We start from the raw sequence: 22,398 nt of genomic DNA, 5'->3' as shown, positions 1-22,398 counted from the left end.
ATGTCTGAAAAAACTGATCAAATTCTTGAAGAACTGAAATCTTTGTCTTTGTTGGAAGCTTCTGAGCTGGTCAAGCAGATCGAAGAAGCGTTTGGCGTTGATGCGTCTGCTTCTGGCGGCGGCATGATGATGATGCCCGGCATGATGCCCGGTGCCCCCGCTGGTGCTGACGCTGAACCCGAGGAAGAGAAGACTGAATTTGACGTGGTTCTGGAAGAAGTGCCCGCTGATAAGAAGATCGCCATCCTCAAGGTGGTGCGCGGTTTGACTGGTTTGGGTCTGAAAGAAGCCAAAGAAATCGTGGAGTCTGCTCCCAAAGCCATCAAAGAAGGCATTTCTAAGGATGACGCTGGAGATGCGAAGAAGCAGCTTGAAGATGCTGGTGCCAAAGTCGCTCTCAAGTAAGCAGCGATCGCGCATGGCGCATGTATGATCTAAAAAACTCCACAGCAACATTGAGCTGTGGAGTTTTTTTGTGGGGGAATGCAGATTTCTCCCAACTGGACTTTGGGCAATCGGGATGACTGAAGATTAGGAAAGTAGTAGAGGATATTAATCTTCATGCTCTACCACTGATGTCAAGCCATCTTGAAACACGACGCCAATTTCGCCAAGCGATTTACGAAAGTTTTCTGTATCATCGCGATCGCTGGTTGGACTCGTTGGATGTCTTCAGCTGCAATGATCGAGCCCCCAACTGGGGAATTGAGCCTGAGTCTCTGCTTGCATCGGTAGTACAGAAGTTTTACAGAGCGATCGCGCTGGCTGATCGGGAGAGTGATGCCCCCTTGTAGCTCAGACGCCTACTAGCAAGGGACGGTGCTGCTGATACTTCTAGCCCCTTCCAAATCGTGAGGGGCTCTCAAGCTAGGGAGTCCTAGAGATTTATCTCCTTTACCACTTGCCTGCTCATCTTTCACCCAGATTGTCTTAAATTCAGGTCTGCCAGCAATTTGGTCGCGGCGGCCAGAGATAACGCAGGCGAGAAAAAATAGCCTTGCACAGCATCACAGCCAAGCGCGGTAAGTTCTTGTACTTGCCGTTCGTCTTCAGCGCCTTCGGCCACGGTGCTCATGTTGAGATTTTGGGCTAACTCAACAATGGTGCGTACAATGCTGTGACTATTCTCGGTCATCTCGTCGACAAAGGACTTGTCGATTTTTAAAATATCAATGGGAAATTTGCTGAGGTATTTCAAAGAAGAGTAGCCAGTACCAAAGTCGTCAATGCTCAGACGAATCCCTCGCTGTTTGACTTTGGTAAGTGTATCTAGGATGTTGCTAGACTGCTCTAACAAAATCCGTTCAGTGATTTCTAGAGTGAGGCATTGCGGTGATATTGCCATTTTTTTTAGGCTTTGATCTAGCATGGGCAACAGTTCTGGATCGCGGAAACTTTGGCCGGAAATATTGACCGAAATGCGTAAATCTTCAGTCATTAAACTGTGATGTTGCCAGTGCTGAATCGCTTCACAGGTTTGTTGGATTACCTGCTGTGTCATGGCAACAATTAAGCCCGTTTCTTCGGCGAGGTCGATGAATTCTCCCGGCATAATTAAGTCTTGGCCGGGCTTAGACCATCGCACTAACGCCTCAAACCCAATCAGTTGATAGTCTGGCAAAGCATAAATAGGTTGATAGTAGTTAACAAATTGGTGTTGGTCGATCGCGCTGTGTAAATCATTTTCCAAATTGACCCGTTTCAGGGTCATTTGAAACATATCGGTCCCAAAGATCTCGTAGCGATCGCGCCCGCCTTCTTTGGCCTGATATAGGGCAATATCCACATCTCGGAGTAAATCGTCGCTAGCGCTGTAAGTATCATTGTTGATCAGAATGCCAATACTTGCCGATGTCCGTAAGATGCGGCCTTGAATGTTGAAAGGAGTTTGGAGACTGTGTTTGACGCGGCTGGCAACTTGAATGGCCTCCTGCACATCGCCCGTATTTTCTAATAAGACAACAAATTCATCGCCGCCGATGCGTACAATTACATCCGTTTCTCGCAAACAGCCTTGTAAACGTTCGGCGACGGCAATGAGCAGTTGGTCGCCCATTAAATGACCAAGGGTATCGTTGACTGATTTAAACTGATCTAAATCAAGCATTAACAGGCCAAACTGACAATTTTTCTGCCGCCGACAGCGCACCAATTCCAGATCGAGCTGCTGTGATAACCAATTACGATTGGGCAGCCCGGTCAAACTGTCGTGCAGGGCGTCATAGCGCAGTTGTTCCTCGATGTTGAGGCGCTGCGTTACATCGCGCGAGCTAGTCACCACTCCGGTCACTTGAGTCGCATCGTTTGACAAGGGGCGCGCCAAAGTCTCTAACCAAATGTAATGACCAGCCTGGCAGCGCAGCCGATAACAGCTAGTAATCAATGGCTCGGGGGCCGTTGGCGGCTGAAAGCATTGCCGCAGTAAATCGACATCATCCGGATGGCAGAACGACAAAAGGTTCTGGCCACAAAGGGTTTCTGGGTCGTAGCCCAGCAATGATTGGCAAGACGGACTGACATATTGCAAGGTCCCGTCGACCTGGTGTAAGCACACCAAATCACTCATGTGGTCAGCAATTAGCCGATAGCGCGCTTCGCTCGTCCGGAGTTCAGCCTCTACCTGCTGACGGGTCTGCATCTCCGCTTGCAGGGCTTGATTGGCCTGGGCTAATTCCGTTGTGCGCTGTTGTACCTGAGCTTCTAAATCTTGATTAAACTGCTGCAGTTGTAGGCGTGCTTTCACCAGGCTGAGCTGGGTTTTAATGCGGGCAATCACTTCAATGGTTTTAAGCGGTTTGGTGATGTAGTCGCTTCCACCGACCGCAAATGCTTGGGCCTTGTCCAACGACTCATCTAAAGCGCTGATAAAAATGATGGGGATGGACGCGGTGCTTTGGTTTGCTTTGAGCCGCTGGCAGACTTCATAACCATCCATATCGGGCAGTCGCACATCCAGCAAAATCAAATCCACCGGGGTGGAATGTGCCACCGTGAGGGCCATTTTGCCCGTTAACACACCGCGCACTTCATAACCATGCTGCTGTAGTTCTTGGGTCAGCAGCCGCAGATTTTCAGGGACATCATCGACGACTAAAATGGTCGCGGGAGGGTGGGTATCTGAAGTCATCTCAACCCTCGACTAGTGCCATGATTTTGTCATAGTTGAAATTAATGATCCAGTGGTAAAGCTTGTGACGGAGTGCTGTTTGATCGGCGGGTATTTGCTGCAACAAATCGAGCAGTGTGGCTTGATCGGCCTGGGTGGCAGTGCGATATAAAGCTTTGCGCCAGGCGGGATCCAGGGTTTTCCAGTGATCTAGTTCTTGCTCTGATAGGGGGCCTAATGACTGGGCTGTCGGCGGATCAATGGGCGGGGGTTGGGCGTAGATGAATTTAACGTCAAGACGCTGTTCTAGGATGGCAATAATGTCATCTCGTTGGAAAGGTTTGCGGATGAAATCGTCGCATCCCGCTTCCAAGACTAGGGATTTTTCTGATTCGAAGACGCTGGCTGTGAGGGCCACAACGACGGTCTCTGGATCAGTCGATTGAGCTTTGATCTGCCGAGTGGCCGCGTAGCCATCTAAATCTGGCATGTGTATATCCATCCAAATGAGATGGGGCTGCCAGGCGGCCCAGAGGTCGATCGCGGCTTGCCCGTTTGCCGCTGTTTTGACCTCAAAGCCGAGTGGATTTAACAGTTGGTACAGCAGTAAGCGGTTGCTGGGATGGTCGTCCACAATGAGTAAACGATACGACGGCTGGTTGGGGGCGATCGCGATCGCCTGCCGAGGCTGCGGCGGCAACTCATCGCCGCCATCTGAAATTTGTACGGGCACTGCAAACCCAAAGCAGCTACCTTGGCCGACGGTGCTCGTGACGGATAGATTGCCCCCCATCAGGCTGACGAAGTGATCGCTGATGCGGAGTCCCAAGCCGGTGCCCGTTTGACTATTTTTACCGGTTTGGGTTTGGTAAAAAGCTTGAAACAGACGCTTTTGATCGGCGGGGGGGATGCCCGGGCCAGTATCGCTCACCTCAAATTGTAGCCAAGCGCGATCGCCGTTCCCCGGCCCGCTGCCATCGAGAGAATGCGTCACTCTGAGGGTGACTTGTCCCTCCCGAGTAAATTTGATGGCATTGCCCAACAAATTAAGCAGTACCTGGCGGAGTTTCCGCTGGTCGGCCCGGATGAAGGTGGGCAATTGGGGCGATCGCTCCACCTCAAAGCGAATCCCCTGGGATGCGGTTTTGAGGCTGAACGTGGACGCCAAATGATCGATCAGTTCCCGCAAACTAAAGTGGGTTTCATGGAGTGTGGTGCGTCCCGCCTCAATCTTGGCCAGATCCAACACATCATTAATGAGTTCGAGCAAATGCGCCCCGCTTTGGTGAATCTGCTGTAACTCGGTGTGGTATTCCGCCAGAGTCGGGTTGCGGTAAAGCAGATCAGCAAATCCGAGAATGGCATTGAGCGGGGTGCGCAACTCATGACTCATCGTGGCCAAAAAATCACTTTTTGCCTGGTTAGCAGTTTCGGCGGTTTGCTTGGCCTGCTGAATTTCCTGGAATTTTTGCGTGAGCGTAGTCGCCATCTGCTGAAAGTTACGGACTAAAGAGGTGAGTTCATAAACCGGACTTTGGGGCCAGGCGATCTGGCGTTTTTCGATCAGTTGGTTCGGCAAATTGTGCGTCACTTGGGCCAACTGTGACAGGGGTTTCAGGAGTTTTTGGCTGACCAAGGTCGCCAAAGCAAACGCCAGCCCCGACACCAACATCAAAATTGAGAGGTTACGGGTATGAAAGTTTTCGATCATCGCGACCTGATCGGCGACCGGCGACTCTAGGGCTAAAGTCCACGGTGTGCTGGGTTGCAGGGGTGATTCCATGATCAATGAGGAATTACGCCAGCGCACCATAGCGACTGGGCTGCCATCGGTCGGCAACCATTGATAAATCTGAGGCGCAATCGGCAATCGTTCCCCTGATTGGTGAATCGTGAGTACGCTACCAGGGGGGGATCCGGCGACGGTACTGGTAACCACTTGTTGTTGGCGATCGAGCAGGGTGGCTTGCATCGGCAAGCCGATGAGCGTATCAGCCATCAACTGCTGTAAGCCAGTGAGATCAATTTGTCCCCAAATGTTACCGATTAGCTGGCCATGGCGAAAGATGTCTTGCTGTAGGATAACCACCTCCGACTGAGTAACCCCTTCGGTGATGAGTCGCGTATTCGGGATGCCTGATTCAGGGCTCGGGTCAAGGCTGGGCATCCGTTCTCCCTCACTGCCGCTGGGCGCTGCGGCAAGCACTCGATTCTGGCGATCGGCGATCGCGATTTCTTGAAAATCAGGAATCACCGTGGTGAGGATTTTGGCCTGCTGCTGTAGCACCTCTAACGTTTGCGGAAGGCGTGTAGCATCGGTAATCACATCCATCGCTAGGGGTTCCAGGGCGACCATGGCCTGCTGATGTTGTTGGTACCAATTATTGATCAGAAAATCCACATGGGCGGTCGCATCTTGAAGCTGTTGAGTTTTCTCAGCCTTAATATTGTCGACTACTTGGTAACTGCCGATCGCCATAAAGATGAGTGTGGGAAAAAAGACAAACGCCGCCAAAATATTGAACAGGGTTTGTTGCAGCGACAGGACACTCCAGGTTTGAGGCCGCCCCAACCAGCGGTGCAGCGATGTGTAAGTTAAGAGCAGGCTGGCAGTCAGGGCATTAAAGATGCCATTCACTGCCTGCTTGAGCATGACAATTTGGACTTGGGTCGGCTCGACCCCTAGGGCGTAACGATAAAACAGCCAGACCAAAGGGATGCCAATGGCAATCCAATAAATCCAATTCAGGATAGCCAGGTTGAGTTTGTAGCGCTCGTAGAGCAGACCGACAAACAAAAATTCGCAGGTAAAAATGATGATGGCGTAGGGATGATGCCACAGGAAATAGGTAACGCTGGCCGAAGCGATCGCAGCGATCGCCCCCCATCGCAAACCATAAAGACACAGCACCAACCATACGGCGATGGAGCCAAACAGAAAATCAATATTAAAGAAAAACGACCAGTGCCAATAGCTTCCCAACACCCCCAGCACCATCAGGCCCACGAGGCCAAAGGTTTCCCGTCGCCAGGTTGGAAAGAGAGGCCACCTCACTAACATGATTGCGTGCTCCTGATCGATGAATGGGGAATGCCCTGAGCGGCGTTAAACCTTATTCAGGGATAAAAGTGAAGGGTTGACATGGGGGTGGATTTCACCGCCTGCAGTTTCTCTCCTGATCCAGCTATCTGATACACACCAGCCACCTGCCCGGCTCGGAAGATGTCTTCTTGCCCCTTAAATCCCCGTACTCCGGGAGGCTGTGAACGCTGGTTTCCTCGCAGCATTTTGAGAAAGAAGGGGGCAACGTCGCATTTTGGAGTCTAGGGCGCGTCATCAATTAATTCCAGAGACCTGGTGGGATCAGCATTACCGCGCCCGCACTCCTGAACTAAACTAGGGCCTGTCGTCCTTTTGCCGCAAGGCTTTGATGACTAAATGATCACAGGTCCTAGGTACTCGATGGCATAAATTTCGTTATCCATCCGCCACCCTTGCGGGAAGCCGCGCCCACATCTACATCCTCCCTGTCCCTTCGTCCTCTGGGATCAGGGTAGGATGTGTGGACTTAATAGCCTCGCCGAGGAAAGGCAAAGTCTGCACCATTTCTGAAGCCTACCCAAATACTGACATCGCATCAGCTACAGTTGCTGATTTGTAATGTGTAACGGCCTTAAGACAACTATTGTCAGGTGCCCCGATGCAGCTCACGCTTTGGCCTACCCGCTAAGCTCATATTGCTACTTCCACTGGCGAACCACATGCCCACCCCAACCCCGATGAATGACCTACATGAGTTGCGGTGCTTCTTTTCTGCTGCTGGGGATACGCGCCCGTGCCGTTGACTGCTCCCCAAACAAGTCAAATACACGATGCCCAGCCAGATGCAAAATCTGACTGGGCAAGCAATCGTTCAAGTCAATGACCGGAGTTAATCTTTAATCAGATGACCGACGTTTAGGACGCTAAAGCCACTTCCACCGTCTCTTGCAGCTGACCATTTTGGTACAGCTCAATCAAGATATCAGAGCCACCAAGAAATTCACCGTTCAGGTAAACCTGGGGGATCGTGGGCCAGTTGGAATATTCTTTAATGGCCTGACGCACGTCGTAGTCAGAGAGCACATCAAACGTCTCAAAAGGAACGCCCAAAACGTTCAAAATCTGGACTACGTTATTGGAAAAACCGCATTGGGGCATCAACTTGTTGCCCTTCATAAACACCACGATTTTGTGGTCATTGATGAGGGTTTCGATGCGTTCTTTAACCTCTGGAGCCATGGGGGATTACCTCGTCGTTGGGATGCAAATACAAATACAAAAAGAAAAAGGAATCAGCCATTAAGCACTCTGGCCAACTTTTGACCACATGTCTGGGGTGTAAGTCTTCAGCGCGAGGGCGTGGATGGCCTCACTAGACATGGCGGATTGCACAGCCTTATACACCAGCTGATGTTGCTGCACTAAACTGCGCCCAGCGAACGCTTCCGACACTACCGTAACTTCCAAGTGGTCGCCTCCGCCAGTTAAGTCGTTAACGTTCACTTCCGCGTCAGGCATTTCGGTTTGAATCATTGATATGACTTGATCAGCTGTGACCATGCTTTTCCTCTGGTGAACGGGTGTTTGCCCTAGTCTATCAATTTCGTTTTCCCGACTTAATTAAATTGGTAGGGGGCTTCCACAAATCCCATTTCGAATAGTTGCTGATAGGCCTGCTCTCCCAAGTCCCGAGTGGGCTGTTGACTGCGCAGCACTTCCATGAAGAGGGGAATGGCTTCTTCAGGTTGACCCTGACTGCGATAAATCAGTGCGAGTTGGTAGGTGGTTTCGTCTCGCTTTTGGGCGGCTTCGATCGCCAGATCACGGTTGCTGCGGTTTTGCCGCGTATCTACCCCAAAGAACATTTGCGCTAGCTCTTGATAGAAAAGGGATAGCTGGTTGTAGAGTTCGCGGGCTTCGTCTAGCTTCGCGATCGCTTCGGTGTAGTCTTGAGTCGCGATCGCAGCTGTCCCCTCGGCGACTAGCTTGTCCGCATGGGGCACGCTAAATTCACTGGTCGATACCGAGTCGATGCGCCGCACTTCAGACTCGGGACTGTCATTCTCTTGTGCAAGCACGGTGGAGCCCAGGCCCCCGACTAGGCCGAGCGCTAGCAAGCTACCGCCAAGCCAACGGTGCAAATTACGAAAATCGGAAGAGAAATGAACAGCCATGGGGGAACCTGAGTGCAAATGTTGACGGAATGCAAAAATACCGATGTATCTTACCATTTCACTTGAAACTTGAAGTTAAAACCTAACTTGCGACCAACGGCGTTAGCGTTGACTACAGTTGAGGCACAGCGTCGGCGTTGAGTCTGATCAGCGACCGGATCGCGGGCCAAGGCGATTAGACGCTGACGGTCGATGCCAGGTTCCAGAGGTGCAGGGATGACCAATCGTAGCGACCAATCCAGACCCGGGCTCATCTTACAGCGGGGGGGGGAAGAACTGTTGCTGAGTCGGGTGAGCGATCGCTTCACCACGCGCCTGACGGCCCCGACCGCCGTAGATGAGCTGCGATCGCTCATTGCGCCACTGGCCGTGCGCCCGGTCGCCCGCGGTGAACTGGTGGAATGGCAAGTGGCCCCGGATCACTTAGAATCGGCCCTCGCGGCGGCTCGGCAAAGTGCATGGGTCCAATTCGCCAGTCGGGTTTATCGCTTAGCGGCGAGTCCCCGCAGCTGGATTTATCTCACTGACCAGATCACTGTGCAATTTGCCCCTGCCGTCATGGCAGCCCAGCGGCAGGCGATCGCGGCTCCGCCGGGATTAGCGATCGCCCAAACACTGGCAGGCATTCCCAACACGTTTGTGTATCGCGTGACGCCGTCAGCGAGTGAAAATCCCCTCAAAATTGCCAATCACTTGATGCGGCTGACCGAAGTGTTGACGGCAGAACCGAACGTAGTGATGGCCACCGCGCCGCAATATCGCCCTACGGACAATTTATTTCGGCAGCAGTGGCACCTGACCCCAGTGGTCAGCGCTTTAGTTCAGCCAAATGCCCACATTGCCGCCGAAGCTGCGTGGGATTTGACCCGTGGCACGCGCTCGGTGGTGGTGGCCGTATGTGACGATGGCTTTGACCTAGCTCATCCCGATTTGCAGGGCCTCGGCAAAATTGTGGCTCCCAAAGACCTCAAAGCGCAGGATGCCGTCCCCCTGCCCGATGCGACAACCGATAATCACGGCACCGCTTGCGCGGGACTGGCGATCGGCGAAGAAAATGCCAGCGGCATTGTTGGTGTGGCCCCCGGCTGTGGATTGATGCCTCTGCGGATGACGGGTTTTTTAGACGATGCGGCCATTGAAGAAATGTTCCGGTGGGCGATGCAGCAAGGGGCGGCCGTGATCTCTTGTAGCTGGTCACCCGCAGCGATTAAGTATCCCCTGTCGCTACGGCAACGCTTGGTGCTGACCCAAGCGGCCACTCAGGGCCGCGATGGCAAAGGCTGTGTGATTGTGTTTTCGGCGGGGAATGCCAACCGTCCCGTGCATGGCACCGTGAACGAACGGGACTGGCCGCGCAATGCGGTGAGCGGGCAGACGGCATGGCTGAGCGGGTTCGCGGTGCATCCCGACGTGATTACGGTGTCAGCTTGCACCAGTCTCAACAGCAAGTCGGCTTACAGCAATTGGGGGCGGGATGTGGCGGTGGCCGCGCCTAGCAATAATGGACATCCCACGGTGTCGTTGCCGGAGACGGGCAGCATCAAAACCGGGCCGCCGATCGCGACGGCAACCCCCGGTAGAGGCATGGTGACTAGCGATCGCACCGGCACCGCAGGCTACGATCTCGATGCCTATACCCACACCTTTGGCGGCACATCGAGCGCTTGTCCAGAGGTGGCCGGAGTCGCGGCTCTAGTCTTGTCGGCCAATCCATCACTTACGGCACGCGCAGTGAAGCAAATTCTGCAACAAACGGCAGACAAAATCACTGATACTACCCCCGACCCCCAACTGGGAACCCGTTACGGTACCTACGACCAGCAAGGTCACTCCCAATGGTTTGGCTACGGTCGGGTGAATGCCTACCGGGCCGTGATGGAGGCGAAACGGCGGTTATGGCAGGGCCGCACTTATACCCGCACGGTGGCGCTTAAGGATGATTTCCTGACCTCGATTCCGGATAATCAGGCTACTGGGGTGAGCCGTCCCCAGCAGGTTCGCACCACGGGGACGGTGCAAGATTTAACCGTTCACGTCACCCTGGCGCATGATTATTTAGGCGATGTCGAAGTGTATTTGCGCCTGCCGACGGGCCAGGAGTTATTGTTGCAAGGCCGCACCCTGGGCAACCAGCAGCAACTTAATCGGCAATACAACGTGCAAAATACCCCGATCTTGATCGGGGCCATTGGTAGCTCTGCCGCCGGACGTTGGGCGCTCCGAGTCAGCGATCGCGCCCCTGGTCACACCGGACAATTACTGAATTGGCAACTCACCCTCGCCTTGCTATGAAGCTCGTCGCTGGATGCCGTTAGAGTCACCATTACGGACTCCCCCTGGAAGGCTCACAGCGGCCTGGCTCATCACCGTTGCTGGCATGGCTCAGCGGGCGGGCGCGCTTCTCGTAATACAGTGGCTTAACTAATGCGCCCTGGGGAGCAAGGAGCTGGCGTTAGGAGCTTCCCCAAAATGTAATAACCCCCAGTGCACAAGGCACTGGGGGCGCTTAAACATAGAGTGTTAGGTTAAATAAGTAGCTAGGCTTAGAAGCGGTTCAGGATAAGTGTCTTTCAACAGTTTCATAATGCCCCCCGCACCTCAGAAAGGCCCACAATTTCTAGATAGATTTACGGGAAAAAGGTAATTGGTTCAAAGTGTTTGAACTTTTGGAAAAGTGTATCCGTCAACACTTGAACTCAGCAAAACTCGTGGTGAGCGCCACAGCCAAGCCATCAGCCTTATCTGCACGGTTGCGGATCAGCACGGTTGCGGGATGGCTGGAACCGGCAGAGCGATCGCCCACCGACCTGTCTTCAGGGGATACGTTCACCACAAAGTTGCCGATGCCTGACCAAAGATAGTCCCCCCAACTCAGCCCCCTCACGATCCAGTCACGCCCCTCAACTGGGATGTGATTTTCTCGCCGCGGCCTAAGCTGGCGTTTTTTGCAATTCCGGTTGTTCTTCGGGCAGAATTGCGCCCTCAACGGGACAAACTTGTAAGCAAATGCCGCAATCGATGCAGGTGGAAAAATCAATCCAGTACCAATCGGTGCCTTTGGCATTTTTGTCGGGGCCTTCGTGAATGCAGGCTACTGGGCAAGCATCGACACAATCAGCCACCCCTTCACACACGTTGGTCACAATTGTATGAGCCATATTCTCCTCTCTTAATCGGCGTCTTCTTTAACCTGATTTCCCAAAGTTTTACTTTGCCCAGAGAAATCAGCCTAGATTCAGTTTACCGCTTCGATTTCCGGTGGGTGGGTGTCCGTAATCCAAGCGATACGGCTGATGTTGCGATCGCGCGCCCGCTGGCGAATCACCGCAACGTCGTCTTCAGGTTCTAAATAAAGCTCCACCCTGACCAACGCTTCGGCTTCGCGAATGGTTTCGGCATACTGAAAGGCCGCGATCGCGGCCTGGGGCGTTTTGGGCACCACGAGCCAGTCGCTCGGCGGAATCACTTCTGGCAAACAGCCCGTCCCCGCCAGGGCTTGATGCAGCGTTTCCACATTCAGCATGAAGCCGATGCCGGGATAGCTGCGCCCTTTGGGATCAAACACGCCGAGCAGATTGTCGTAACGTCCGCCCTTGCCCACGACTTGTCGCCCTTGGGGCGTGTTGACCACCGCCTCAAAGATGATGCCGGTGTAGTAATCAAACGACTGCACCAAGCTCAGGTCAAGAATCACTGGAGAGGCCGGCTTGGCCCGATCTAAGAGTTCCAGCAAAGACTTGAGTTCATTGACGATCGCCTGCTGCTCTGGCGTGAGAGGCAGTTGGCTGACTGTTTGCAACACGTCTTGGGGTCGTCCGCGCAAATCCATCAGTTGCAAGGCTCGCTGCCGTAACTCATCCGGCAAATCCAGGGTTTCCAAGGTGATGCGGTCGAGTTGGGCGATCGCTGCTCGCACGGTGCCCCGCAACCTTTCGGGAAATGCTTGGAGCAGCGATCGGGTCAGATCCGCATTACCCAAAATCAATTGCCAATCCGTGAGTTGCAAGTTTTTGACACAGCTCAGCAGCAGCCGCAAGGTTTCGGCATCCGCCAGGGTGCCGCTCGTTCCCAGCAGTTCGACTCCGGCTTGATAATATTCGCGCTGCCCCGCCTGCGACCCTTTCGGTGCCCGGCTAAACACGTTAGCGGTGTAATACAGCCGTTGAGGATAGGTGACTTGCGCCATGCGGGTGACAGCAGCTCGCGCGATGGACGCCGTGAGTTCGGGCCGTAAGCCGAGTCGTTCTGGCCCGTCGCCCTGGAGCTGAATCACCGAAGACTGAGCGATCGCCCCCCCAGCCATCAACGTATCCAAGTTCTCCACCGTGGAGGTAATGATGCGGTGATATCCCCACCGCTGAAACATGGCCTCCAGACGCGCCTCAATCCAATACTTTTGGGCGACATCCAGCGGCAACAAATCGCGGGTTCCGGACGGTGGCTGATAACTCATTTACTTTTGCTTCCCTCCAAACAAGCCAAATAAGCCGCCTTTCGATTTTGGTGGCGCACTCTTGGCACTACTATTCCGCGTCGTCTGGCTGCCAGTCGCCTGATTTAGCTTGGGTTCTAACTCGCGGGCCAGGGTATTATCGGGAGCCAACTCTAAGGCTCGCTTGAGATGAATCTTGGCCATTTTGGCCTGTCCCGCTTGTAAATAATAGGCTGCCAGCTGGGCATGGCACTGCCCATTAGTCGGATTCGACTTGATAGCATCGCGCATTTCCAAAATGGCGCGGGAATACTCTTTTTTCGCGGCAAAACTGGCCGCGCGCCGCTGATAGCTCTCGATAATCGCTTCTCGCTGCTGTTTTGGTGAGGGCGGCGGGGCGGCGGGTTGACGGGGAGAGGTCGAGTTGGCCGAGGTTGCGGCGGGGGATCTACTGGTGCTGCTGGCGGCAGGATTGGCGGGTTTTGCCCCGCTGCCACTGCCCCCGGACGTACACATCAAGTAGGCCAGATTGAGCTCGCTAATTTGACCGATCACATCCAGGACTTGGTCAATTGCTTCGTACTGCTCCTCAGCCAGGGTTTGCAGGCTATTCACATAGGCCGAACTGGCATTGTTGCTTTGGGCGATCGCCTGCGCCGCCTCTGACTGCAAAGTCACCGAGGTATCTCGACTTAAGCGTTGCCCCCGTAGCCGCAACACAATCATATGTTCAGTTATGACCTTTTCTTGGGTCAGGCTTTCGTAGGCCGGGTTGACCATCTTGGAGAGCAGTTCGTTCGCCTTTTGCCGATCTTCGCTGGTGCTATCGCGCAAACTATCGGGGTGCAGCTTGCGCGCAATTTTGAGATACCGCTTACGAATGGCTTTGGCGTCAGCGTCCAGGGCCACCCCTAAGATGGCGTGATAGTCAGTCAGGTCAAATTGGAATAACCCTTGCTCTATATTCATACCTATTAACGTTTCCCTCGCCTATTGAGGCATTCTCCCGATTTCTGGCTGTAGTGCGGCGTGTGCTGCTTGAGATCTACGCTTCTGCCCTGCAAGGTAGAGTGCGCAGGCGTTCAGTCATTAACTCCCGGAGTTATCGTCAAGTCATCATGATTCAGCGATCGCCATGGGCTGAAAGTTTTCTAACGGTTGCACCTGTTTTAACACTTGGCTAAGGATAGTGTGGATGCGCTGGTTTGTCGCCAAGATGCGGCCGGATTTGATATCAAAATCAGTTTCATCATAGGCGGTTACGTGTCCGCCCGCTTCTTCGACTAAGACGACGCCAGCGGCCATATCCCAAGGCGACAACCCTCGTTCCCAATAGCCATCCAGCCGCCCACACGCCACGTAGGCCAAATCTAACGAAGCCGCTCCCCCCCGTCTCACGCCTTGGGTCAGGTGTGTCAGATGACAAAATTCGGCGTAGTTATTGTCGATGCGTTCGTGGCGATCGTAGGCGAAGCCAGTCACGAGCAGGCTATCGGCCAGTTTGTCGGTCGTGGAGACCTGAATTGAGCGCCGATTGAGGGTGGCTCCGTGACCTTTGGCGGCGCGAAAGAGATCTTCGCGAAAGGGGTCAAAGATCGCCCCCACGGCTGGATGACCGTCAATTAATAACCCGATCGATACCGCTGAGAACGGATACTGATGGGTGTAATTGGTGGTGCCATCGAGGGGATCAATGGCCCAAAGAAAGGGACTTTCGTCAGCTGCCCGGAGGCTGCCTGACTCTTCGGCCAGGATGGGATGGTCGGGTAAGTGCCGAGTCAAAACGTCGAGCACCACCGCTTCGGCGGCTTTATCGGCTTCGGTGACAAGATCACCGGGGCGACCTTTTTGCTCAATGTGCTCCAGTTTGCCCCAATAGGTTTGCAACACCGCACCCGCCGCCAAGGCCGCTTCAGTCGCGACTTCTAAATAGCGCTGCAAATCGCGATCGCTAACGGTAGTCATACATTTTCCCTGGCTGATCATCCCTAGTTTAAGGGGAAGGCGATCGCTCACGAAAACGTTGGGCCGTCTCTCGCAACGGATTTTGGGGATCCCAAATGCCTAAGCCCAGCAGGCGCGATCGCTCCTGCGCATAGAGCAATTCTTGATAATGCGGACTGAATTCATCCGTCGGATCGGCCAGATACGTGCAGCCCTGGGCCAAAGACGTCGCGTTGATCAATTCGCCCTGTTGCCAGCCATACGCCCACAGGCGATTGTAAGCATCGGGTTGGTTATCAACCAGTTCAAGCTGAATAATCTGATCCCGCAAGTCGGCCAAGCAGTCGCGAGCCTGCGATCCCCAAGGTTCTTGGTCGCGATCCGGCGCTTCGATCGCCGCTAAGCGAATGGCGGTCACCGGTTGCTCTGGACTCAGCTCAAACAACAGTTCCAGCGTGTTGCCACTCTTGGCATAATCGATCGTCACGGTCTGGGTGGCCGCCGCTGGGGGAATGAGCCACAGTATCAGGGCGAGCACTATCGCCGCGAGCCCGATTAGTCGCGATCGCCGTCTCAATATCGACGTGTCTCCCCTGCCCATGATGCCCCAGCGGAAAAGGTTGCCAAAGATAACGCTTCCCCGCTTGAGTATGCCCAGCCAAGGGCCTTAATCGTCTTCCAGTGGCAAGCCAAAGCGCACCTTGCCCTTGCCAAAATAGCGTCCAAACTGCAGCTCATAAACTTCGTCTTCGTCCTGGGTTTCCACTTCTAGCGCTGTGCGGGGATAGCTGACGCACAGCAAGGCATAGCCTTTTTCCCGCAAGTCAGGAGAAAGACCCATGGCTTCTGGTTGTTCCACCTCACCTGACAAAATCCGCACGGCACAAGTTGTGCAGGCTCCATTTCGGCAGGCAAAGGGCAACTTAGCTCCCTGGTTTTCCGCCGATTGCAAAATGTAGCGGTCTTCGGGCACTTCGACGGTGTAGTGCTGGTCGAGATCGCGATGATGAATGTTGATGCGGTGGGAGCGGGTCATGCTGATAGTCAACTGGTGAAAAATGAAAGCAGTGATCGATCAACCAAACGGCAAGTGTGAACGTTGGCCTCACCGTCTATGCTCTCACAGGATTTTGCGTTTGCGGGGCCACTCGGGCGGCAGGGCCAAGGAATCTCAGCTCGAAAATGGGTGGCTCAGGTTTTGCAGACTTTTCAGAGGCGATCGCGGCTTAGTCCGGCCATTCTCTGATAGGATTAAACACTGTGATTGGTTCACTGCGAATGGATCACGCCAAAATTTGGAGAGGTGGCCGAGCGGTTTAAGGCGCAGCACTGGAAATGCTGTTTAGGGGCAACCTTAACGAGGGTTCGAATCCCTCCCTCTCCGTTCTTTCTTTACAGAGAATTTTTGATCCGGTTCTGGAAACACTTGCTTAGCGTAGCCAAGCAATTTTTTAGTCCGGATAATTGGGCGAAGCGATCGCTTTAACCCCAGCCACAACTGTTAAGAGCCCAGGCTTTTACAAAGCCAATTTCGACCAAAGCAATAAAGACTTGGTCGGTCAGTGGACAGCCGCGACGACTATTCAAGCCTCATTCCTCAAGAAGATTTCCCAGCCTCATCGTTTCAGGATGGGCGACCTTACTATCGTGCTTTCGGCTCAGGCATCACAGCGTGGGGGACAATCCACAGTGACGATCATTGTTGCGGAGTTCAGCAGTGGGGCCATTGGGGCATGGCATCGCGTTTTCTTCCAGGTGTCATCGGGCTCGATCTTGAAAAATCATTCCGGTATTCTGCAATGCCTTATTTTCAAGCGCGCCCTGATTGATCAAGCACTGGCTGAGCGTCGGTCAAACAATCGCGTTCCGCCAACACCCCATTCAGAAAGACATCAGATAGCCCTCTCGCGAAAGCTTGTACCTGCTCTGATGTACTGGCGGGTGTATCCAAAGTCGAGTGGGTGAAGCCCGCGATCGCGAACATGCCTAAGAAAATTTGGGCCAGCACTCGCGGATTGAGGGGACGATAAATACCGCGATCGATCGCAGTTTGAAAAAAGGCTTCCGTCACATCGACCATTTTGGCGAGCATTTCGCCCTGCACCGGGCCTTGTAATTCCAGATGTAGCTGGGCCTCCATAAAGCACACCCGCATTAGGTCCGCATTCCGGGGAATATCGTTAAGGCGATGTTGCATGACCTGGTCGATCGCCTTATAGTTTGCCATTTCGCTCAGGTCAGTCAGTAGATCGGTCAGCAACTCGGTCCAGCCATCCGAGGCCACCTTCAGCAGAATGGCTTTCTTGCTTTCAAAATGTCGAAATAGGGTGCCTTCAGCAACGCCGGCCGCCTGTGCGAGATCTCGGGTCGTGGTGCCGCCATACCCCTGACGGGCAAACAGTTGCTGGGCCGCCTGCAAAATTTTGGTTTCCGTATCGTTTGCCAGGCCGGTTGCAACGGGAGAGTAATAAGCAACCATAATAGAGAACCGCCAATGACATCTATAGGGCACTGATGTGCTAAAGCCATTTTGCAGCGGGGGAGAACGCGATCTCTGCTCAGATACACATAACCTCACACTCAGCGACAAAAGTCAGTCAATCGCGACTCAATACACAACAATTGGACAATTTCGATAGAAAAATTTATCTTTGACGGCTTAATTTGGCAGCCTGAGTAGCCGTTTCTGCGAGCCCTCTAAGATGACCTCTGAGAGGATGCTTTAAAAGGGTTGCTTTGCGTAGCAAAAATGACCTAAGTCCCTTGAGATTGGTCTGGAACGCTTCTTTTCTCGTCATGTTTCTAGATGTCCCAGGTGGCAAAACCTGGGTGGGGAACTTTTCAAACACTCTCTAAGATGAGTCGTGAAGCACTCGCTGAGGATTGTTAAACGGCAAAATTTCAGTCTGCGGGTTTACAGGACTAATAAAAACTGGCCAACCGAATTAAGTTTTCTGAAAAACCGATCTAGCTCTAAACAGTTGGGAAAACCCTAATGCAATAGGTGCTAAAAACCGAAATTACAGGTTGCAGCGAATTGATAGAATTTAGATGTCGAAAGTTAGTTATCCAAGACTATTTGTCGGGACTGAATTTTCGCTAGCCGGAGTCCTATAACTTGATAGGAACTGTTGATTGAGAACTCAGGAGGTGAGTTCTATGACACTCGCACTTCGTCATACACCCTTTGGTGAATTTGGCTCTCTGCAAAGAGAAATGAATCGTTTGTTTGACTCTATCAGCCCCTTCAGAGATGATGATATCGACTTTAAGAGCTTTATGCCCGCCGCTGAATTGACTGAAACCGATGACGCGATCGCGCTTAAAGTTGAATTGCCCGGCTTGAAGCCGGAAGATGTGGATATTCAAGTCGCTGAAGATTCGGTTGTCATTAGTGGAGAACGCAAATCAGAAGAAACAACGGAAGAAAATGGCATGACTCGTAGTGAATTTCACTATGGTTCATTCCGTCGAGTAATCCCTTTGACGACTCGAATTGATAATAGCGGCGCAACAGCTGACTATAGCGATGGCATTTTGAAACTACACCTGCCAAAAGCAGCAGAAGAGCGCAACAAAGTTGTCAAAATTGCGCTGAGCTAACAAAGCCGTTAGCGCTAGACGATTAATTGATAGCTAGACTATGCAGGCACCTCTTTGTAGCTAGAGAGGTGCCTGTTTTTGTCCTATCCTAAAACTTAAAACTTCTTGATCGCTAAGGGATCTGCAACTAAAAAAGTACCCGTTCAATCCGGTTTCGACTTCGCTCAGCCTACCAGTATCGAGAGTTGAGCGGAGTCGAAACTCGGTTCATGGGGAGCTTTTTTGCGCGCAATTCCCTAACCTTGTCGAAAGGCTTTGGGCGTCATCCCCGTAAGTTGCCGAAACTGCTTGGTCAGGTGACTATGGCTGCTAAACCCACAGTCCAGGGCAATGTCGATGATGGCGCGATCGCTCTGGCTCAACAGTCGCTTGGCCCGCTCGACCCGTTGCTGAATCACATATTGATGGGGCGAAACGCCGATCGCCTGTTTGAACATGCGGCCAAAATGAAACGGACTCATATCCAGAAGCTGGGCTAAGTCAGCCAGTTTGATGTCTTGAGTCAAATGGGCATCCACATAATCCAACACCTGCCACAGTTGGTAAGTCGGCAAGCCCCCCGCATATTGGAACCACGTGCGCACCGTTGCGGCGGAGATCGCTGCCGTCCTCTTTACCCTCGCCCTCTGACCCCTCGCCCCCCAGAAACCGGGGGCTCAGAATTGAGAGCTGGGACTTTGCTCATGGCAAAACCGGAGGCTGCCCCTGGCACTAAAGCTCAGCAACCGCGTCAGAACTCTACCGAAAATCACGGATTCATAACACCATCGACCTTGAGATAGAGATTTCTCAGGCCTATTCCAAAGAAAACCTTTGGGATATTCGGTCTCTCAAAAAAGTTGACTAACCTGTACACATCTCGCTGTGACGCACTGCCCTGGGATGTGCATGGGCACAACACCCAAAGCGTCGTTTTGGGGGCACGGCTGCTATCAGCACTCATATTGTTCGCTTAGGCAAGTTCAGAGAGACCTTTTTATGGCACAGAAGTTTGGTGTAATCGGCCTGGCGGTCATGGGTGAAAACCTGGCCCTAAACGTTGAAAGCAAAGGCTTTCCCGTCGCGGTCTACAACCGTTCACCCGAAAAGACTGACAACTTTGTAAAACGGGCGCAAACCGAGTTCAATCTCGAAGTCGCCAAAGACAGTGATGCCGACCCCAATAAGCCGGTATTTGCGGCCTACAGCTTGGAATCTTTTGTTAACGCCCTAGAGCGTCCCCGCCGCATTTTGGTCATGGTGAAGGCCGGGCGAGCGGTGGATGCCGTGATTGAGCAGCTCAAGCCCCTGCTCGACAAAGGCGACATGATTATTGACGGGGGCAACTCCCTCTACACCGATACCCAACGCCGCACCGAAGAAATCGAACCCACGGGCCTAGGCTTTATTGGCATGGGCGTCAGCGGCGGTGAAGAAGGCGCACTCCTCGGTCCGAGTTTGATGCCGGGCGGCACTGAAGCGGCTTACAAGGAAATTGAGGCGATCGTCATCAAGATTGCTGCGCAAGTAGATGATGGCCCCTGCGTCACGTACATCGGCCCCGGTGGAGCGGGTCACTTCGTCAAGATGGTGCACAACGGCATTGAGTATGGCGACATGCAGATCATCGCCGAAGCCTATGACCTGATGAAGACCGTCTTGGGCTTGAACCACGAAGAACTCTACGAAGTGTTTAGCGAGTGGTATGACACGCCAGAACTAGACTCCTACCTCATCGAAATCACCAAAGACATTTTCACCAACATGGATGAAAAGACGGGTAAGCCGTTGGTGGAGTTGATCGTCGATGCAGCGGGTCAGAAAGGCACCGGACTCTGGACAGCGACGAACGCGCTGGAAATGGGGATCGCGATTCCCACCATCGGCGCGGCAGTGGATGCCCGGATTATGTCATCGCTGAAGGATCAGCGGGTGGCGGCCTCCAAAGAATTGAGCGGCCCGTCTTTCACCTTTACCGGTGATAAGAAGGCGATGGTCGATAAAATCCGCGATGCGATGTACTGCTCCAAAATCTGTTCCTATGCCCAGGGCATGGACTTGATTGCGAAGGGCAACCAAGAGCTGTTTGGCGGCAAGATTGACCTGGGCGAAACCGCTCGCATCTGGAAAGGGGGCTGCATCATCCGGGCGCGGTTCCTCAACAAAATCAAGCACGCCTACGACGAGAACGGTCAACTGGCGAACCTGCTGTTGGCACCAGAGTTTAAGCAGACGATTCTCGATCGCCAAGCCGCTTGGCGGGAAGTCATTGTCCTTGCTGCGCAGGCGGGCATTCCCGTCCCGGCCTTCAGCGCGTCGCTGGATTACTTTGACAGCTATCGCCGCGATCGCCTGCCCCAAAACCTCACCCAGGCCCAGCGCGACTACTTTGGCGCGCACACCTTTGAGCGGGTAGATGAGCCCCGAGGCAACTTCGTCCACCATGAGTGGACTCCGGCCCCCAGCAAGGCAGCAGTCTAAGTCATTCTTAGCTTAAGAAAATGGCCGACAGCAGGGGCAGAGAATGTTAGGGTATTAGCCCAGTTCTCTGCCCTTGTCGTTTGATTTGCGAATTATTGGCGAAATATGACTGAAAGCACCGATCAGGAACATCCGCAATATAAAGGCGATCGCGGTATCGTCAACCAGCTTTTACAAGGCGAGGTCACCGATTACAATCTCTCGGAACTGGCCCGCCTCATCATTCGCTATAAAGGCTTTCAGGGCGCACGCGATATTCAGCGCGATCTGGAAAAGGCCCTGACAAAAACTGGCCTTACAGAAGAAGAACTGTACGCTAAGACTCGTGAACTCCACGCCCAAGGCGGTATCTATCACAATCTCGGACGCAATCGTGAAGACTGGAGTTGAGGTTGCAAGTGGGGATGAAGCAAGGTTAATGGCACGGGTACGCGAAAAACCGTGCGATCGCTGTCAGACCGTGGCGACGGTGCTGTACCGAGTCCAGACGGACGCATCAGGCCGATGGCAGTTGGTTTGCCCCGACTGCTGGCCCCAAGTCCAACAGGACAATCCGCACTATACCTATGGCGGCACCTGGAAAGCCCGTAAACGCCACTAAACGGATTCTGGGCCGCCATGCTTATTGTTTTGATGGCGGCTAAATTCCCGCTGCGATCGCAGCGGGAATTTAGCCGATATTTAGTGACTTGAGCAAACCTAAAAGTCCCCATGGTGCAACAGGCGTGTCTGCAACTCGATGGTTCGTAGAAACCTGATTGCCCTTAATTTGGATTCTCTAAGACTCTGGCTGGTGATGCTTTGCATGATGTGCCGTGATAAACCAATAAGCAGCAATCACCATCATTAGCGTCAAGAATTTGACGGCGAGATAAAGTGTGGGGCTAAAAACGATGGTTTCAATCATGACGTTGACACCTCCAAGGCAATGGCTGTGGTGCAGGTTTTACGGTTTTATCCGCAATGTAGAGCAACCCCTCATGACGCTGCCGCACTATCCCCAATCACAAACAAGAAAGACGGCGATCGCAACAGCGTACAAGCCCATAATCTGTTAAGGGCAACCTGATGTTTTCTGGTCGCGATAAGAGGGAAATTACCCCCTAGCAGAGCATTTGAATCGCCCATCAGTTGGCTTTGAGGCGGCCAGCAGGGGCGGTCATGCTCTTGTTTTCATTATCCCCGGTAATCGGGCACATCAGCGCCAAACGTCATGATTCTTCGAGCCGCCGTCGCCCCAGACAACTGTTTTCAATCCCTCGCATCCCCTCGCATCCATGAGTCGATGTGACCGGCTCAAGTGGAACTAAGGAATGGGATTTAACTAAGTGTGGACAGCCGTCTCGGCTGTTCCAGAGCAGACAAGATGCCTGCCCGAGCAGGTGAACGTTTCAGTATGCGCGTGTCAGTGCGTGTGCGATCCGCGAGGCGCTGGTTGCCAAGGGCTGCCGATGCGGTACTTCCTTCCCGGCAGGCAATTGGGTGCTGGCTGAATCGCCTGCCGGGCTATCGTCTTGATAAATCTTCAAAACCAAGCCAATGACGATGGGCGACTTATTTGAGGGCAAAGCCCTGATTTCTGGAAGAGCATGGTTCTACGGCGTTTCAGGCTCTTTTTTCTCCCTCTTGCGCTGTT

General features: G+C 53.2%; 20 protein-coding genes, 1 tRNA gene and 1 pseudogene. 7 read left to right on the top strand and 15 right to left on the bottom strand.

Annotated features, from left to right (window positions below):
• Entirely contained in the window at positions 1 to 405 is a 405-nt protein-coding gene (rplL, locus tag JUK32_RS25895) for a 50S ribosomal protein L7/L12 (RefSeq protein ID WP_204141769.1), read from the top strand.
• Between the two features lie 511 nt (positions 406 to 916).
• On the opposite strand, the gene JUK32_RS25890 is transcribed toward rplL, so the two are convergent.
• From JUK32_RS25890 to JUK32_RS25870, 5 genes are all read right to left on the bottom strand, one after another.
• Positions 917 to 3,127: a bifunctional diguanylate cyclase/phosphodiesterase gene (locus JUK32_RS25890; RefSeq protein ID WP_204141768.1), complete on the bottom strand. Its 2,211-nt coding sequence runs from the start codon at positions 3,125 to 3,127 to the stop codon at positions 917 to 919.
• A gap of 1 nt (position 3,128) precedes the next feature.
• On the bottom strand, positions 3,129 to 6,167 hold the full coding sequence (locus tag JUK32_RS25885; protein ID WP_239113099.1) for an ATP-binding protein: 3,039 nt from the start codon (positions 6,165 to 6,167) through the stop codon (positions 3,129 to 3,131).
• An 897-nt stretch (positions 6,168 to 7,064) separates the two neighbouring features.
• Complete coding sequence (grxD, locus tag JUK32_RS25880) at positions 7,065 to 7,388, bottom strand: Grx4 family monothiol glutaredoxin (protein WP_204141767.1); 324 nt, start codon at positions 7,386 to 7,388, stop codon at positions 7,065 to 7,067.
• A 60-nt stretch (positions 7,389 to 7,448) separates the two neighbouring features.
• The gene (locus JUK32_RS25875; protein WP_204141766.1) at positions 7,449 to 7,709 is read right to left on the bottom strand and encodes a BolA family transcriptional regulator; all 261 of its coding nucleotides are present in this window, start codon (positions 7,707 to 7,709) and stop codon (positions 7,449 to 7,451) included.
• Positions 7,710 to 7,765: 56 nt separating this feature from the next.
• The gene (locus tag JUK32_RS25870) at positions 7,766 to 8,323 is read right to left on the bottom strand and encodes a lipopolysaccharide assembly protein LapB (RefSeq protein WP_239113098.1); all 558 of its coding nucleotides are present in this window, start codon (positions 8,321 to 8,323) and stop codon (positions 7,766 to 7,768) included.
• Between the two features lie 216 nt (positions 8,324 to 8,539).
• Here JUK32_RS25870 and JUK32_RS28300 point away from each other — a divergent pair, with 216 nt between their 5' ends.
• A complete protein-coding gene (locus JUK32_RS28300) occupies positions 8,540 to 10,615 on the top strand; it encodes a S8 family serine peptidase (protein ID WP_204141765.1) in 2,076 nt (691 codons plus the stop codon).
• A gap of 391 nt (positions 10,616 to 11,006) precedes the next feature.
• On the opposite strand, the gene JUK32_RS25860 is transcribed toward JUK32_RS28300, so the two are convergent.
• The 7 genes from JUK32_RS25860 to JUK32_RS25830 form a co-directional block, all read right to left on the bottom strand.
• Positions 11,007 to 11,207: a hypothetical protein gene (locus tag JUK32_RS25860; RefSeq protein WP_204141764.1), complete on the bottom strand. Its 201-nt coding sequence runs from the start codon at positions 11,205 to 11,207 to the stop codon at positions 11,007 to 11,009.
• 46 nt (positions 11,208 to 11,253) lie between these two features.
• Positions 11,254 to 11,481 carry a ferredoxin family protein gene (locus JUK32_RS25855; protein ID WP_204141763.1) on the bottom strand — a complete coding sequence of 76 codons (228 nt, stop codon included), beginning with the start codon at positions 11,479 to 11,481 and terminating at the stop codon, positions 11,254 to 11,256.
• Positions 11,482 to 11,558: 77 nt separating this feature from the next.
• The gene (locus JUK32_RS25850) at positions 11,559 to 12,776 is read right to left on the bottom strand and encodes an ATP phosphoribosyltransferase regulatory subunit (RefSeq protein ID WP_204141762.1); all 1,218 of its coding nucleotides are present in this window, start codon (positions 12,774 to 12,776) and stop codon (positions 11,559 to 11,561) included.
• Positions 12,777 to 13,724, bottom strand: a complete 948-nt coding sequence (locus tag JUK32_RS25845; RefSeq protein WP_204141761.1) for a J domain-containing protein — start codon at positions 13,722 to 13,724, stop codon at positions 12,777 to 12,779. It lies immediately after the preceding gene.
• Between the two features lie 147 nt (positions 13,725 to 13,871).
• Positions 13,872 to 14,720 (bottom strand): inositol monophosphatase family protein, encoded by an 849-nt coding sequence (locus tag JUK32_RS25840; protein ID WP_204141760.1) that lies wholly within the window; start codon positions 14,718 to 14,720, stop codon positions 13,872 to 13,874.
• 28 nt (positions 14,721 to 14,748) lie between these two features.
• Positions 14,749 to 15,300: a thermonuclease family protein gene (locus JUK32_RS25835; RefSeq protein ID WP_204141759.1), complete on the bottom strand. Its 552-nt coding sequence runs from the start codon at positions 15,298 to 15,300 to the stop codon at positions 14,749 to 14,751.
• A 66-nt stretch (positions 15,301 to 15,366) separates the two neighbouring features.
• Entirely contained in the window at positions 15,367 to 15,735 is a 369-nt protein-coding gene (locus JUK32_RS25830; RefSeq protein ID WP_204141758.1) for a 2Fe-2S iron-sulfur cluster-binding protein, read from the bottom strand.
• 261 nt (positions 15,736 to 15,996) lie between these two features.
• Here JUK32_RS25830 and JUK32_RS25825 point away from each other — a divergent pair.
• Positions 15,997 to 16,083: transfer RNA gene (locus JUK32_RS25825), tRNA-Ser, on the top strand.
• A gap of 426 nt (positions 16,084 to 16,509) precedes the next feature.
• On the opposite strand, the gene JUK32_RS25820 is transcribed toward JUK32_RS25825, so the two are convergent.
• Positions 16,510 to 17,178 (bottom strand): TetR/AcrR family transcriptional regulator, encoded by a 669-nt coding sequence (locus tag JUK32_RS25820; RefSeq protein ID WP_204141757.1) that lies wholly within the window; start codon positions 17,176 to 17,178, stop codon positions 16,510 to 16,512.
• Positions 17,179 to 17,858: 680 nt separating this feature from the next.
• Here JUK32_RS25820 and JUK32_RS25815 point away from each other — a divergent pair.
• Positions 17,859 to 18,302 carry an Hsp20/alpha crystallin family protein gene (locus JUK32_RS25815; RefSeq protein ID WP_204141756.1) on the top strand — a complete coding sequence of 148 codons (444 nt, stop codon included), beginning with the start codon at positions 17,859 to 17,861 and terminating at the stop codon, positions 18,300 to 18,302.
• A gap of 236 nt (positions 18,303 to 18,538) precedes the next feature.
• On the opposite strand, the pseudogene JUK32_RS27770 reads toward JUK32_RS25815, so the two are convergent.
• A pseudogene (locus JUK32_RS27770) lies at positions 18,539 to 18,868 on the bottom strand (helix-turn-helix domain-containing protein); the annotation flags it as partial.
• 412 nt (positions 18,869 to 19,280) lie between these two features.
• On the opposite strand from JUK32_RS27770, the gene gndA reads away from it, so the two are divergent.
• From gndA to JUK32_RS25795, 3 genes are all read left to right on the top strand, one after another.
• The gene (gndA, locus tag JUK32_RS25805; protein WP_204141755.1) at positions 19,281 to 20,762 is read left to right on the top strand and encodes an NADP-dependent phosphogluconate dehydrogenase; all 1,482 of its coding nucleotides are present in this window, start codon (positions 19,281 to 19,283) and stop codon (positions 20,760 to 20,762) included.
• A gap of 105 nt (positions 20,763 to 20,867) precedes the next feature.
• Positions 20,868 to 21,152, top strand: coding sequence for a DUF3288 family protein (locus tag JUK32_RS25800; RefSeq protein WP_204141754.1), 285 nt, complete (start codon positions 20,868 to 20,870; stop codon positions 21,150 to 21,152).
• A 28-nt stretch (positions 21,153 to 21,180) separates the two neighbouring features.
• On the top strand, positions 21,181 to 21,363 hold the full coding sequence (locus JUK32_RS25795) for a hypothetical protein (RefSeq protein WP_204141753.1): 183 nt from the start codon (positions 21,181 to 21,183) through the stop codon (positions 21,361 to 21,363).
• Between the two features lie 177 nt (positions 21,364 to 21,540).
• Here JUK32_RS25795 and JUK32_RS28180 read toward each other — a convergent pair whose 3' ends face one another.
• A complete protein-coding gene (locus JUK32_RS28180; RefSeq protein ID WP_255538387.1) occupies positions 21,541 to 21,669 on the bottom strand; it encodes a hypothetical protein in 129 nt (42 codons plus the stop codon).
• Between the last annotated feature and the right edge of the window lie 729 nt (positions 21,670 to 22,398).

This window comes from Halomicronema sp. CCY15110 (assembly GCF_016888165.1).
In the GTDB taxonomy this organism is placed as follows: Bacteria; Cyanobacteriota; Cyanobacteriia; order Phormidesmidales; family Phormidesmidaceae; genus Halomicronema.
Note: the sequence above shows the minus strand (reverse complement) of the source record. Positions and strands in the feature narration are given on the sequence as shown.